The organism is Candidatus Eremiobacterota bacterium (assembly GCA_031082125.1).
Lineage (GTDB): Bacteria > Vulcanimicrobiota > CADAWZ01 > CADAWZ01 > Ess09-12 > Ess09-12.
On sequence record JAVHLM010000021.1, the window covers coordinates 1 to 13,652 of the forward strand.

At 57.6% G+C, this 13,652-nt stretch carries 10 protein-coding genes; 4 read left to right on the top strand and 6 right to left on the bottom strand.

Annotated elements, in window-relative coordinates:
- Nucleotides 1-368: 368 nt before the first annotated feature.
- On the top strand, nucleotides 369-1,613 hold the full coding sequence (locus RDV48_20660) for a hypothetical protein (protein ID MDQ7825224.1): 1,245 nt from the start codon (nucleotides 369-371) through the stop codon (nucleotides 1,611-1,613).
- 20 nt (nucleotides 1,614-1,633) lie between these two features.
- On the opposite strand, the gene RDV48_20665 is transcribed toward RDV48_20660, so the two are convergent.
- Nucleotides 1,634-4,075, bottom strand: a complete 2,442-nt coding sequence (locus RDV48_20665; protein MDQ7825225.1) for a cellulose binding domain-containing protein — start codon at nucleotides 4,073-4,075, stop codon at nucleotides 1,634-1,636.
- A 240-nt stretch (nucleotides 4,076-4,315) separates the two neighbouring features.
- Nucleotides 4,316-6,235, bottom strand: coding sequence for a PAS domain-containing protein (locus tag RDV48_20670; protein ID MDQ7825226.1), 1,920 nt, complete (start codon nucleotides 6,233-6,235; stop codon nucleotides 4,316-4,318).
- A gap of 380 nt (nucleotides 6,236-6,615) precedes the next feature.
- Here RDV48_20670 and RDV48_20675 point away from each other — a divergent pair, with 380 nt between their 5' ends.
- Nucleotides 6,616-8,523 carry a PAS domain S-box protein gene (locus RDV48_20675; protein MDQ7825227.1) on the top strand — a complete coding sequence of 636 codons (1,908 nt, stop codon included), beginning with the start codon at nucleotides 6,616-6,618 and terminating at the stop codon, nucleotides 8,521-8,523.
- A 45-nt stretch (nucleotides 8,524-8,568) separates the two neighbouring features.
- Nucleotides 8,569-8,865 (top strand): hypothetical protein, encoded by a 297-nt coding sequence (locus RDV48_20680; protein ID MDQ7825228.1) that lies wholly within the window; start codon nucleotides 8,569-8,571, stop codon nucleotides 8,863-8,865.
- A gap of 13 nt (nucleotides 8,866-8,878) precedes the next feature.
- On the opposite strand, the gene RDV48_20685 is transcribed toward RDV48_20680, so the two are convergent.
- Nucleotides 8,879-9,649 (bottom strand): lytic transglycosylase domain-containing protein, encoded by a 771-nt coding sequence (locus tag RDV48_20685; protein ID MDQ7825229.1) that lies wholly within the window; start codon nucleotides 9,647-9,649, stop codon nucleotides 8,879-8,881.
- A 118-nt stretch (nucleotides 9,650-9,767) separates the two neighbouring features.
- Here RDV48_20685 and RDV48_20690 point away from each other — a divergent pair, with 118 nt between their 5' ends.
- Nucleotides 9,768-11,183: an amidohydrolase family protein gene (locus tag RDV48_20690; GenBank protein MDQ7825230.1), complete on the top strand. Its 1,416-nt coding sequence runs from the start codon at nucleotides 9,768-9,770 to the stop codon at nucleotides 11,181-11,183.
- On the opposite strand, the gene RDV48_20695 is transcribed toward RDV48_20690, so the two are convergent.
- The 3 genes from RDV48_20695 to RDV48_20705 form a co-directional block, all read right to left on the bottom strand.
- Nucleotides 11,161-11,901 carry a CPBP family glutamic-type intramembrane protease gene (locus RDV48_20695; protein ID MDQ7825231.1) on the bottom strand — a complete coding sequence of 247 codons (741 nt, stop codon included), beginning with the start codon at nucleotides 11,899-11,901 and terminating at the stop codon, nucleotides 11,161-11,163. The genes RDV48_20690 and RDV48_20695 overlap by 23 nt on opposite strands.
- Before the next feature lie 5 nt (nucleotides 11,902-11,906).
- The gene (locus RDV48_20700; protein ID MDQ7825232.1) at nucleotides 11,907-12,476 is read right to left on the bottom strand and encodes a hypothetical protein; all 570 of its coding nucleotides are present in this window, start codon (nucleotides 12,474-12,476) and stop codon (nucleotides 11,907-11,909) included.
- Nucleotides 12,477-12,626: 150 nt separating this feature from the next.
- Nucleotides 12,627-13,652, bottom strand: a complete 1,026-nt coding sequence (locus tag RDV48_20705; protein MDQ7825233.1) for a hypothetical protein — start codon at nucleotides 13,650-13,652, stop codon at nucleotides 12,627-12,629.

The following is a 13,652-nucleotide window of genomic DNA, read 5'->3' on the forward strand; positions in this document are numbered from 1 at the left end:
CCCTTAAAGGGTGAAAAGGTCAAAAATGACCCTGGAGGGTCTCAAAGAATCGCCACGGCCTGTTTCTGCCCTCTCACGGCCATTGCCCAGGCGGGCGGGGCCAACGGTCGCCCCTCTTATGGCTGCAGTAAATAATTTTTCGATGGGGAAGCTTTCCTGCCACCAGGACTCACTCGGGAGCTCAGACTTTATGCAAAACCGGGTTCTGCAGATTTTTCCAAACGTTAACAATTGTACCATTGCACAGTGAAAAATTTTGCCCTATAATAATTGTGACGCAGGCCTGCCCGGCGGTGGTGCCATTGCCCGGTGGGCCGCACCTGAACTGAAGCGCAGGATCAACAAGATCGAGCAAGGGAGGAGCGCCCATGGACGCCCTTAACAGCCAGATACCCTTTTACCCTCCCCCGGGAAACGCCCTGCCTCAGCCGCCGCCGGCGCCGCAGGACGAAGGATCCCATGGAATAATCGACAAGGTGCACCTTTCGGTCAAGAATGCCCTCAAGGGCGTGAAAGACACCGTGGGCAAGATGGCTGAGCACACGGCCGAAGGCATCGGGAAGACCATCGATCCCGCCCTTTACCAGGACAAGATCGAGATCCCCCTCGAGCACAAGAGTTACAATAATATCTCCATTGATGACGCGGCGAAGATGATGGGCTACTTCACCCAGAAGATGCAGAACCAGGGATTCCCCTGGAGCCTCCACGAGGTGACGGGAAAATCCCTCAAGAAGAGGCATAAGATAAGCGAGTTTGAAGCCCTCGCAAGGCTGCAGAAGGGCCAGGAGGTCCTTTTTCAACCCCGCAGGAGCATGCAGTTTGACCTTTCCCCCGACAACCTGAGCGCCGTCTCGAAAATAGGGGGCGATCAGCTCAAGCCAGTGGACACGATGGCAAATCTCTCTAAGACTACCAAGGTCTCGGCCAATGACATAGGAATTGAAGTCACCTTCGGCGCTCCCGTGGTGATAAAGAGCTTCGGAGAGCTCAAGCTCCTCCATCAGCTCTACAACCCCGACATGGCCCTGGAGAAGGAGAAGCCCCCCGAGCCCTCGCCGATCATTCTGCCGGGAGGCTTCAAGAAGGACCAGGAGACCAAGCCCACGGAGGCCGAGAATGTCCTGGGCAAGACGGCCCACAATCTCTCTTACTTCACCAGGAAAACCATGGGCTCCACCCATCCCTGGCGCTTTGTCAAGGAAGGCACGACCAGCTCTTTCATGCGGGTTCTCAAGTCCATGATCTACAAGGGAATCCCCGGCGCACTGATAGGCGCCGGCGTGGGGTTTGCCGTAGGCGGGCCCATCGGCCTTTTCACCGGCTCATGGGCAGCCGCGCTGACCATGTCTTCCTATGGTGCCGCTGCCGGTGGAGGGCTCATGGCCCTCCAGGGCTCCCGCGACGCCCTCAAGGGAGAAGAGATCAACGCCTATGAAGCCACGGCAAGGATACTGGAAGAGAAGCCCGTGACATTCCAGGAGAGGAAGAAGCACTCCATCAGCCTTCCCATCATGGGGAGCTTCACCTGGTTCAGCGACTACGGGAAAGGCTCCGTCATCTCCACTCCCAAGGAGCTGGAATTCTTCACAAAGATGCAGGACCAGGAGTAGCGGGCCCCCTGCCCCCGCAGTCAGAGGTTCGTGGGTGATCTGTAATACTCGATGATTTTTCCCGAGAGCCAGCCGTTATCGTTGGCTCCGACGGTGCCTACGCTTGTAGTCTGGCCGCCTCCCCACAGGATGGAGAATACCCGGCACTCCTTGGCTTTCGCCATGTGGCCTGCCGTCCAGTCCTGGCCGTTCATGGTGAGATACTCCCCGGCTGTTCCCTGGAAGCCATAGACGCCGCCTGCGAGAGTGATGCTCAGGATATAGGGCTGCACGTTGCTTAAATCGGGCTTCAGGCCTGCGTCGCCGAAGAAGTAGTCAGGCTCTGTCGAGCCGTGGTTCCCCCTGGTGTCCACATCGCCCGTGATTTTCTGCAGGTGCCCCCCCGGGATCTGCCAGAGCATCACCGGCGTGAAGCCAAGGCCGTCGCTTATGTGCTTCACAAAGGCCATATAATTGTCCAGGTCCCTCTGGTTCCAGAGGTATCCTATGCCTGCTGCCGCCGTGGAGTCCATCTCATACTTGTCGAAGACCACAAAATCAGGCTTGTATCCCCCGCTGTAGACTCCAAGCTGGTTCCAGAGCCCTGATATGGGAGCCGCGTACGATGCCTTGACCTGGCCGTCAGTGAGGTTCTGGTGCACCCAGTGTGAGGTGCCGGTGCTCCACACGTTGGACTGCCACCCGAAGGTGATGGAGGGTCCGAAGGTCTTGATCGCCCAGTTCGTGGCCTGGATCCACCCGGGAAAGGTGTCGCTGAAAGAAGGGATAGCGGCGCTTGTGGATGAGGGCGCCGACTGCAGGATCTTCAGCGCGGTCGCTTCCCATCCATTCTTTATGTCCCAGGCTGAATAGACCCCCTGGCTTTTGAGCCCCCCGCTGTTCACCAGCACAATAAACTCCAGGGGGGTGAGGCTGTTTGCCGTGACAGGGCTTCCCCATGAGCGCTCCACGGTCCAGTTGTGCCTGGTCGTCATGAACCAGTATGCTTTCTTGAGGGCTCCATTCACCTCGATGAGCCTGCCGTTGAGGGTCCCTGTGCCGTCGGCAGTCCAGAGGCTTTGCTGCTGCACCATGCCGAGGAGGTCGGGGTTCAGAACAATAGATCCCGGGCTGGGACTGCCTGCTGACTTGTAGGACTGCATAATGCCGGCGTCGAGCATCAGGTTCACAAAGTGCATGGTGAGGTAACTGTTGCTGTCGTCGAAATCCTTGAAGCTTGTGCCGCCGCTCATCTCGGCTGTATAGACCACCATTACAGGAACGACCTTTCTGCCCGACGATGCCGTGAGGAGCTCTGCCTGCTTCATGGTATTGGTAGTATAGACGGGGTAGGTAATTTTTCCCGGATCGCCGTTGCCGCCGTCGCCTGCGTATTTGAAGATGGAGTCCACGGGCCTGCCCGCAAAAGTGCCTGAGTTGGTGTAATCCCCGTCAGTGACGGCGCCCATCGCGATATAAGAGGGCCATCCCGGGACCGGTCCGCACTGAGAGGGAGTAGGAGTCGGCGTTGCTGTTGGAGTAGGAGTCGGCGTTGGAGTGGGAGTCGCAGTAACCGTGGCAGTCGGTGCAGGTGTCGGGTCTGGAGTCGAAGTGGCAGTTGGCGTGGGAGTTGGCGTGGGCGTTGTCCCGCCATTCAACGTCATCTTTATGCTCGAAGGGCCCTCCGTCACGTTGCCCGGAGTCCCGCCGAAGCCGATTGAGACTTCTGCTCCCGGCTTTATGAGGGCTGTGTAAGGCTCCGGTTTTACCGTGTAATGGCTTCCCTGGTGCGAGGCTATCTTCCCGTTCCACATGCCGGTGATTTCCCTGTCAAAGTCAAATTCCATTGCCCACGAGGTCACCTCCGATGTCCCGGTGTTTTTCACCTTTAATTCGCCGTTGAAGCCGCTTCCCCAGTCGGAGGTGGTAGTGTAGGTCACCGTCACCGATCCTGACGCGGTGCCGCCGGAGCCTCCGCCGGCGGACTCCCCCCTGAGGGCATAATTCGAGGGGAAGGTTTTCACATTGCCCGGCGATCCGTTGAAGCCGAAGCTTGCGCTCCCGCCCGCCTCGATGAAGGAGTTCCACGTGTCGCCCGTTATGACATAATGATTATTCGCCGAGCTCACTATTTTCGCGTTCCATATGCTGCTGATCTTGCGGTTGAAGTCAAATTCCAGATTCCAGTTGTTGATCCGCACGGCGCCCTTGTTTTTTACCGTGATAGTGGCGCCAAAGCCGCTTCCCCAGTCGCCTGTGAGGGCAAAGTCAGCGCTGTACTGGGATTGATCGAGAAGAGCGGCAGCCCTCGAGGATGAACCCCCTGAAGTATCGGTGCCTGTGGAGGCGCCCTGTGTGCCTGCAATGCCTGCAGAGCCTGTAAAGCCCTCGATGCCGCCTCCTCCCGTGCATCCTGCGAGAGAAATGGAAAGACACAGAACAAGCGCGGTGAAAATGGTGACTCTGGCATTTTTGCTTTTCATACCTGCTCTCCTTTCAAGGTGTCCCGGGCCGCCAAGCTCCGCTTCAGGGACTGAGGAGAAAGTCCTCGGCTGTGGGGACAGGGAACTTCATGACATGCGGTGAGTCCTCTTCAATCTTATCAGGGTACAATGCCCGGCGGCAACGACCGTAAGGACCAAATTCGCTCAGCAAGGGGCGGGAAAAGAACTAATTTAAAGGACGGAATCTGCAGGGATGAACTAATCCCGCTGCCTGCCCCGTCAGGCGATAATCTTTCTTATCTGTTCCTTGAGGAAGGGGATATCGAGAGGCATGGGGATGAGGGCGGAAAAGGTGCTTTCCCACTCATGAAGATCCAGCAATGAGATGAGTATCACCGGGATTTTCCTCAGGGCGATCTTTTCCTGGATTATGCTCCTGAGCTCCTCAACGGTAATATTGGTATTCCCGTGGTATACCAGGATGAGGCTCGGATTCTGCTCGGGAGAGGAAATCTTCTCCAGAACGCCCTCCATGTTCCTGACAAAATCCACCTGGTAGCCCTCGCCTGCGAGAGCCTCCCGGATTATATGGGGACCGCTCTCTTCATCGCTCACCACCAGGATAAGGTGGCTCTTCTGAGGCTTTTTTTCAGGAACGCTGCCACTTTCAAGGCTGAAGGTAAAGCTCGTTCCCTCTCCTGGTGAGCTCCTGACTTCAATGCCTGATCCGTGGCCCTCGAGGGTATTCTTTACGGTATAGAGCCCCAGGCCTGTCCCGCGGCACTCCCCCTTGATCCGTATGAATTTCTGGAAGAGCTTTCCCTGTTCGGACAGGGCAATGCCTTTTCCCGTATCGGTGAACTTCAGCAGCACACGGTCGTCGGCCGGCAGGACAGTTACCGAGATGGTTCCTCCCGGCGGCGTGTAACGGAAGGAGTTGATGAGGAGATTGGAGAACACGGCGCGGATTTTTTCCCTGTCCGCCCGGACCCATACTCCTTCGGGGCATTTGAAGTTCAGAGTGATTGCGCTGAGAAGTGTCAGGGATTCATAGGTATCGTGCAGCTCCCTCAGGAGGGCATCGAGCGGAAAATCTTCCATGGAATAGCTCACCATTCCCGTCTCAATAACTGAGGAGTGCATGATGTTATGGATCATGGCAAGCAGGGAATCTATCAGGCAGCGGATTATTTTCGGAAAACGAGCCGCCTTTTCAGGAAGGGGACCGAATTGAGGCTTTTCCATCAGCTCCAGATACCCCAGCATTGCCGAAAGGGGGCTCTTCATATCATGGGTGAGGGTTGCAAGGAACTCTTCCCTGGTCTCTTTGAGCTTGTTTTCCGCTTCTACGCGGTCCGTGATGTCTTCGATGGCCAGCAGGATAATTTTGGAGTGGTTGAGCTCCCTGAATATCCGCCGTGCATTGAGGAGCATTATCCTGCGGCCGATGACGGGAAAGTCGCAGGCAACCTCGTAGTTTTCAAAGGAGAGCGCCTCGGGAATAATATGCTCCAGCAGCTCATGGAGCCTGGGAATGTCCCACTGGCGGCTGCCCAGGTCATAAATGCATTTCCCTACAGTCTCCTCGGGGGCCACGCCGAAGGTCCCGTAGAAGGAGCGGCTTGCCTTCAAGATATGCATCGTTTCATCAAGAATCAGCAGGGGCTCCCGTATGGTGTCCACAATGCTCTCTGAAAACTCGCGGGCCTGCTGGATTGCCCGCTCAGCGCGCATCCGCTCGGTGATGTCCCAGGATATGCTGAGAATACCCGCTACGGCATCTTCCTCATCGTATACAGGCACTTTCACCATCCGTATGAGGATCTCATGGCCTCTCGCCATGAAAGCCTCATCAAATTCTTCACTCTTTCCGGATCCAATCACTTTCCTGTCAAAGTCCTCAAGCTTTTTCGCCAGCTCTGCAGGATAAAAGTAATGGTCTGTCTTTCCGGCGATCTCGTCGCTTTCAATCCGAAGAAATCTGGCATAGCTCCTGTTGCATGAGACATACTCTCTTTCCCTGTTCTTGTAAGAGACAAAGTGCGGCAGGCTGTCCATGAGGGTCTTGTTATTGGCAAGCTCCCGCTTCAGCTCGGTGATTCTATGCCTGAGGGCCGATTTTGATTTCGCGAGCTCGTCAATTTCTCTATATAGGCTTTCCAGCTGGCTTCCAAGCCTTTCTGCCTTCTCATTGTCCATTGCCGGTGACTCCTGGAGCATTTCGCATCATCGTGTCATTTCCACCGCTCACAGTTCCTGTGTGCAATGGAAAGTCTTTCAGCCTGCAAGAGATTTCAGGGAGCTTGAGGGTCTCAAGAGCGGGAAGACGGGCACGCAAGGGGAAGGGAAATCTTCGCGCAGATGATAAGCAGGCCGGGCCTTGTGAACCCCCCGCTTTTTAAGTATACCACGGGCCCTATGCTTCGTCAAACAGCCATCACTCCCCTCTGTGCATCTGCACTTACGGCTGCATCAATTTCTTCCGCGGATGGCGTAACCCTCATGTATCAAAAAATACATATTTCATCAGTGCGGTGGATTATAATAAGGCTAAATGAAAGCACTCTGCAAAAATGCCCATGCCTGGTAAGAAAACGCCTGCCGGCGCTGCCCGGGAGAATGAGATGCTCGAGGCCATGCGCTCCATCGTGAATAGGAGCCCCGTGGTGCTTATGCTTTGGAGGAATGCCCCGGGAGAGTGGCCTGTCGAGTATGTTTCCGAGAATATCCTCGCCGTGACCGGCTATTCCAGGGAAGACCTCCTCTCCGGCATCGTGTCCTGGACTGCCATCACTCACAAGGACGATCTCCTTCTTCTTGAGGCCGAGGTGGCCTCATTCATGGAAAAGGGCATCGACGAATGGTCCCAGCAGTACCGCCTCCTGTGCAGATCTGGAGAGATGCGCTGGTTCCGGGACTGGAACAGAGTGCTGAGAGACAGCGAGGGCACCGTGACCCACGTGCAGGCTCTTGTGGTGGATATCACCGCTGAAAGGCAGGTCCTCCACGATCTCGCGGTAAAAAGCGCCGCAATCGATGCTACCGTCACACCCATTGCCCTCGGCGACCTCAACGGAGTTGTCACCGCCGTAAACCCGGCGTTCCTCAGGCTCTGGGGGTATGAGAGGGAAGAGGAGGTGATCAGGCGCTCCTATCTTGATTTCTTTGACGATCCCATCGCGGCGGCGGGCATCCTTCCCGGCATCATGCGCCAGGGGAGCTGGGAGGGAGAGATGGTGATAAGGAGAAAGGACGGATCGACCGGGGAGGTATTCTTCACGGCTACGATGGTGAGATCTCCCGATGACGGTACCCCCCTCTGCCTGATGGCCTCATTTATTGACGTTACCCACCGCCGAAACGCGGAGCGGTCTCTGATGCAGAGCGAGCAGACGCTCCGCTCAATCCTCGAGGCATCACCCGATGCCATATTCTTGGTGAACATTGAAAAGGTTATTCTTTATGGCAACATAACCTTTGCGGGGCTTTTGGGCATGCCGCCGGCCCACCTCGCCGTGGCCACCCCGCTGAAAGAGCTGTTCCCGGGTGAGACAGGTGAACTTCTCATGAGGGACCTGGAGCAGGTGTTCTCAAAGAGGAGGCTCTTGAAAAGCAGCGACGTGCTCATAGAGGCAGGTGGTAAAGGGCGATCCTTCGAGCCGCGCCTTATCCCGGTCAATGATCACAATGGGAAGATGTCCTCGGTCATAGGCATATTTCGCGATGTGACAGGGGAAAGGGAAGCGGAGCGCGTACTTAAGCGATCCCACGAAGAGCTTGAAAGCCTTGTCAGGGCGAGAACTGCCGAGCTTGAAAGCCTCGCGGGAGAGCTGGCCGGTGAGATTGCCCTGAGGAAAGAGACCGAAGAAAAGCTCCAGGAGAGTTACGAGAAGTTCCGTGTGCTCCTTGATGTTCCTTATGTGACGGCTTTTCTCATAGACTGCCGGGGCACTGTTGTTGCAGCAAACAAGATGACCTTGGCGGCCCTGAACCTGGACCAGGAGAATTTTGTGGGGAAAAATGCCTTTGAGTGCATTCCCCCTGAAATAGCAGCCAATCGAAGGCTGCAGGTGGAGAAGGTCCTGCGCTCGGGCCAGCCCCATCAGTTTGTGGATCAGCGGGACGGGCGGTGGATTGAAAGCAGCCTGTACCCTGTGTTTAATACCCACGGGAAGGTTGTCATGGTTGCGGTGTTCGGCAAGGACGTCACCGAGGAGAAAAAGCACCTCAATGAGAGAGAAGAGCTCATCGCCAGTCTCCAGAAAGCCCTTGCCGACGTGAAGACGCTGAGCGGCCTTCTCCCCGTCTGCGCCTGGTGCAGGAAAGTGAGAAACGACGAAGGGTACTGGCAGATGATCGAGGACTATGTCACAGAGCACTCCGGCGCTGAAATCTCCCACAGCATATGCCCCGACTGCGCCGAGAGCTATTTCCACAAGGTCATTCCCCCCGCACTCGAGGGGAATGACCTGACCCGGAGGATTTAGGGGGCCTGCGGCGAAATCTGTGAGGCAGGGAGGTGAGGTGCCGCCGTGGACCACGATGAAAAAAAGAGCCACCTTATGAGCGTCCTCTTCGGAGGCACCCTGGGGGGCATCATAGCCCTTTTTCTCTCGGCTGTCATGCTGATGGGTAACTTCTTCATGGTCACCCGTTATGCCGATGAGATCCCCAGGCCGCCTTATCTGTTGCTGTTACTCAGTTTTGTTCTCTTTTTCATATGCGGTGCTTACATAGCCCACAAGCGCTACCACCGCAGAAAGTCTGCAGGGGGGGAAGAGCCTGCCGCCTCGCCTCCATCTGCGGAAAAGGCGCCTCAGGAAGGGTAAGCGGGAATATCTTTCAGGGGAGCACCAGGGTGCCTCTCGCCGCCTGGGAAGGTGCCGCGCCGTAATACCTCGAGAGCACAATCCTCACGTAATTCTGCGTCTCCTCATAGGGCGGTATCCCGCCGTATTTTTCCACTGCAGCGGGCCCGGCGTTATAGGCGGCCAGGGCAAGCTCCACCGTGCCGAAACGGTCAAGCTGCCTCCTCAGATACTGGGTGCCGCCGCGGATATTCTGGCAGGGATCATAAGGGTCGCTCACGCCAAGGCCTTTTGCTGTCTCCGGCATGAGCTGCATGAGGCCGCAGGCGCCGGCAGGAGACAGGGCCTTCGCGTTGAAGCCCGACTCGGCCTCGATAACAGAGAGCACAAGCTCGGGGTCAAGAGCGTAGCGCTCCGCTATCTCGTGGATAAGGGGGAGAATCTCTTCAGGGCACGATGCATGGCATGCCAGTGCCGCCGCACGGGGGGAAGGAGCCCAGGAACGGGCAGAGGCCCATGACGGGTCGGCATCTATCATCACGACGGCGCAGCCGGACTTTCTCAACCCAAGGTATTGGTCCTTCTCTCTCCTCAGGTCTATGAGGGTCACGTCGCAGGAGGTGGAGAAAAGGTTGTGGAGGGGCTTCCTGAAGCAGGGGTCCTGCTCATTCACCAGGTCAATGATGATGAAGTCATCACCATCCTGGGAAAAAGCCGGGGTGCCTGCCGGAAAGAGGAGCAGCGCCGAAAAAAAACCGACAAGCAAGGCACACAGGAGTCCAGGGGGAAACAGATGATTTTTCATAGGACTCCATGGTTCTCCCCCTCAGGGCACCACTCCTCCCTCGCTGATTTTTTTTCCCGGGAGGAGTGAGGCCGGCACCGATGAAACTCATGGAGTGACAGTGAAAGGGGGAATGATTATGAGCACCCTCCACAGGGGGCATGTTTTTCACCTCACGGGGCGGCCTTCACTTGAGGAGGCTGTCGATGCCCTGGTAGAGATCCCTGACGGCGCCATCCTGGTGAGCGACGACGGCATCATAGAGTGGTGCGGCCGCCACGTGGACCGTCCCTCACCCACAGGGGCTCCCGTGAAGGTAGTCGATCACAGGGATTGTTTCATACTCCCCGGTTTCATCGATACCCATATCCACTTTCCGCAGCTCAACTCAATCGATGCTTACGGCGGCGGCCAGCTTCTCGAATGGCTTACCGCCTGCATCTTCCCCGCCGAGGCAAAGTTCCGCAACGAGGAATACGCCCTGGGTGCCGCACGGGCTTTCTGCAACCGCCTCATATCGGCCGGCACGACCACGTCGCTTGTCTATGGGTCACAGTTCCCCCCGGCGCAGGAGGCTCTATTTGCCGAATACCGGGAAAGGGGGCTCCGCGGCGTCATCGGCCGCACAATCCAGACCACGGGCCCCGATGCCGCCAGGCCCCTGATGACCGGCGAGGACGAGGCCATCAGGCTCACCGGGGAGGAGATTGAGCGCTGGCATCCCCCCACGGCTGAACAGCTCAGGGAAAGCCTTCTTGCCGTGGCCGTCATCCCCCGCTTCTCCCTCGCCGTCACTGCGAAGACCCTGGAGGCCCTGGGTGAGCTCTACTCGGCATATCGTGGCCGCGGTGTTTATTTCACCTCCCATCTCAATGAGAACAACAGGCCCCAGAACGGCGAGATTGCCGGAGTGCTGAGCGAATACGGCGTGGAGGCGTACCTGGACACCTATGACGGCCGCTTTCTCCCGGGGAGCAGAAAGGGAGGCGAGAGCCTCCTGGGGAGGCGGAGCGTGCTGGCCCACTGCGTGCACTGCCAGGATCGCGAGCTTGAGAGGATGGCCGAAACGGGCACTTCGGTGGCCCATTGCCCTGTGAGCCAGCTTTTCCTGGGGAGCGGCACCATGCCCTGGAGGCGCACTGCGGCATCTGGCGTCACCATCTCGGCGGGCACCGACTTTGCCGCCGGCGACAGCTGGTTCATGCTTGACGTGGTGAACATGGCATACAAGGTGCACCTGAGCGAGGCGGGAGAGGAAGCCGCAGCCATCCATCCTGCCAGGCTTCTCCATATGCTCACCGCAGGCGGGGCCAGGGCTCTTGATCTTGAGGACCGCATCGGCAATTTTGACGTGGGCCGCGAAGCCGACCTGGTAGTCATCGATCCCCACCGCTGGGAGCCCCTTATCTATGCCCTGGAATGGGGCCTCCGCTCCGACGACCCGGTGAAGCGGATGCATGGCCGTCTCTACACAGTGCTCATGGCGACCAGGGAAGTGGCAGTGACGGAGTCCTACGTGAAGGGAAGGAAGCTCACGCCAGGCCCCCCCAGATGACGTGCCACACGATGTCGGTCCAGAAATGGACTCCCGCGGCGGCCAGGAACCCCCATTTTCTCAGGTAATCTGCGGCAAAAAGGGAGAGCACGCCGTTCAAAAGCAGGAGCTCGGCCAGCAGAGCCCAGGGCAGTTCCTGCATGCTCTTGATGCCATAAAGCATGAAGATCGCAGGGAGGTGGCCGGCTGCAAAGGCGAGGGCTGAGAAAACGCTCACTGTCCAGAACACCTGGTTTTTCCCTCTGTCCCGCAGGAGTCGGCTGATAAGATAAACCCACAGGGAGATGAAAAAGAGGCGGAATATAATCTCTTCTCCGATGCCTGCCGTGACGGAGGCGAGAATGGACGCGGGGAAGGGGGGGTGGGGAAGACCGCCCAGGGTGTGAAATCTGCACAATACCCGGTCCGTCAGGATAAAGAATATGCCCAGGGCAGCGCCGGTCATGAGGGGGATGACAAACCGCTCTCTCTGTGAGACTTCAGGATCCCAAATCTTCCTGAAGCCGAGTTTTCCTGAGAGCCTTAATCCCAGAAAACCCAGGCCGCCGTATATCACAAGAAGGGCGAGGCCGTTCGCGAGGGCAAGCACCGGTTTCGGCGCGGGAAGCTCAGCTCCCGGCATCAGGTGCAGTGGCATGAAGAAGACGCTGGCAGCCCCCGAGAGAGCAAGGATAATGACAAGAAGCCAGTAGGTTTTGTCAGATGGTGACCATTTCATAGTGTTCAGGGCTGTTTATCCCCTTTTTCCTGCTTCATGATCTTCTCCGAAACAGGGTGCATCTTGAGGGACGTTTCTCCCGTCTGCCTCTCCCCCTTGAAATATTTCACCGAAATCTCGGGCTGGACCTTGTAATCATCGCTTTTGAAGCCATAAATCCTGATCTGCAGGGTGCCCGTGCCGGTTGAGCGGTAGACCTTCCCGCTCTTGAGCTCCCGGCGGTCATGCTCAGGCACGAAAATCAGGTGGTAGTCGCACTCTGGGGCGATTGACGCGGCAATGGGGTTCTTTTGAGAAGGTGAGCCGCCCCTGCCGCCGGGGAAGACGCTCTCGATCTGCGTGGGCATTGAGCCCGGGGTTTTGACGGTAATCTCGGTGCGGTCCGCCGCCCCTTCAGTAATCCAGAACACGTTGACGGTGTGGGTAAGGGAGGGCTCGCCGCCGGGGGGGAAGGGCGAGCCGTGTGGATAGCCGGTCTCCGGTCCGCCGCTGCCCTCTCCCGCAGCACAGGGCGCAGGGAGAATGGAGAGAAAAGCAAAAAACAAAAATACTGACACCAGACAGAGATTTCTCATGCAAGACACCTTCCTTATTATTATTTTATCCTGGCAAGGAGCGCGATGATTGCCTCCTTCCCCGGCAGCACGGTGTGGTGCTCTTCAAGTGCTTCCACAGGGCGCGATATTCTCCTCTCCAGGTCCCTTCCCATCGGGAAAAACCTCTCATCATGAAGCCCCTTCACCGCACTGGGGCGATCCCTCTTCCCGGTAGAGAGGGATGAGGAACCTCACGGCGTTGTCGCTGCCCTTTGCCTCGTCGTAAAACTCGAGCTCCCAGTAGCAGGGCTCGGCGGAGCGCAGCCTTGTTCCCGGGGCGTCGGGCGGCACGGGCAGCTCAATGGAGATGTTGCCCTCTTCGTCCCTTCCTGCGCGGTTCATATCCAGGGCAGCCGTGACTGAGTATGCCTGGAAGCAGAGATGGTTGAACGCGCCTTTCTGCTTCTCGCTGGGGACGAGCTTTTCCTCGATATGGCGCAGGGTGATGACCAACCTTTTTGCCTCGCTGAGTGTTCTGGAGTGCCTGAGGGCGCAGCGCACCATGGCGCCCGGGTGGAAGGGGAACTCCCTGAATATCATGAAATGCCGCCCCTGGTTGAGATAGACGTTGCTCACCAGGGCGGCGCAGAACAGGAATGCCAGCAGGCAGGCCCATTCCATCGAGTAGAAGACAAAGTGGATGAGGGTCCTCCGGCCCTCGCTGCCCGCCGATGCCAGGGAAGCATCGGGGTAGAAATGATCATAGCCCGCGAAGGCAATCCCGATCAGAAGGGAAAAAAAGGCTCCCATGAGGGGGGTCAGCAGCCTTCTGTAATAGTCATCGTAAATACCGGCGGCATTCCATGGATAGTCGGCTATCACCGCGCTGCCGGGGTGGCGCATCCTGGCGGCAAGCCTTTTTATCCCGAGGACTATCCTCATGGCCGTGTCCCTCATCCACCAGAAGCTCACCGAGAGGAGCAGCACCGCGAAGAAGCCGAAGCACCCTATCATAAATACGCTCCATAGCACCATCCCGGTCTCTTTCATCATGAGGCAGCCCACCATTGCCAGGAGGAGGGAAATTACTCCCAGGCATGCGAGGGGGATTGCGAGGAGGGCTCTCGACGCCGTGTCCATGGCGGTGACGCCCCGGTGGAGACGGTCCCGGGTGAGGGCGATGGTCTCCCGCTCTTCTCTGAGTTCAAGGTTCAT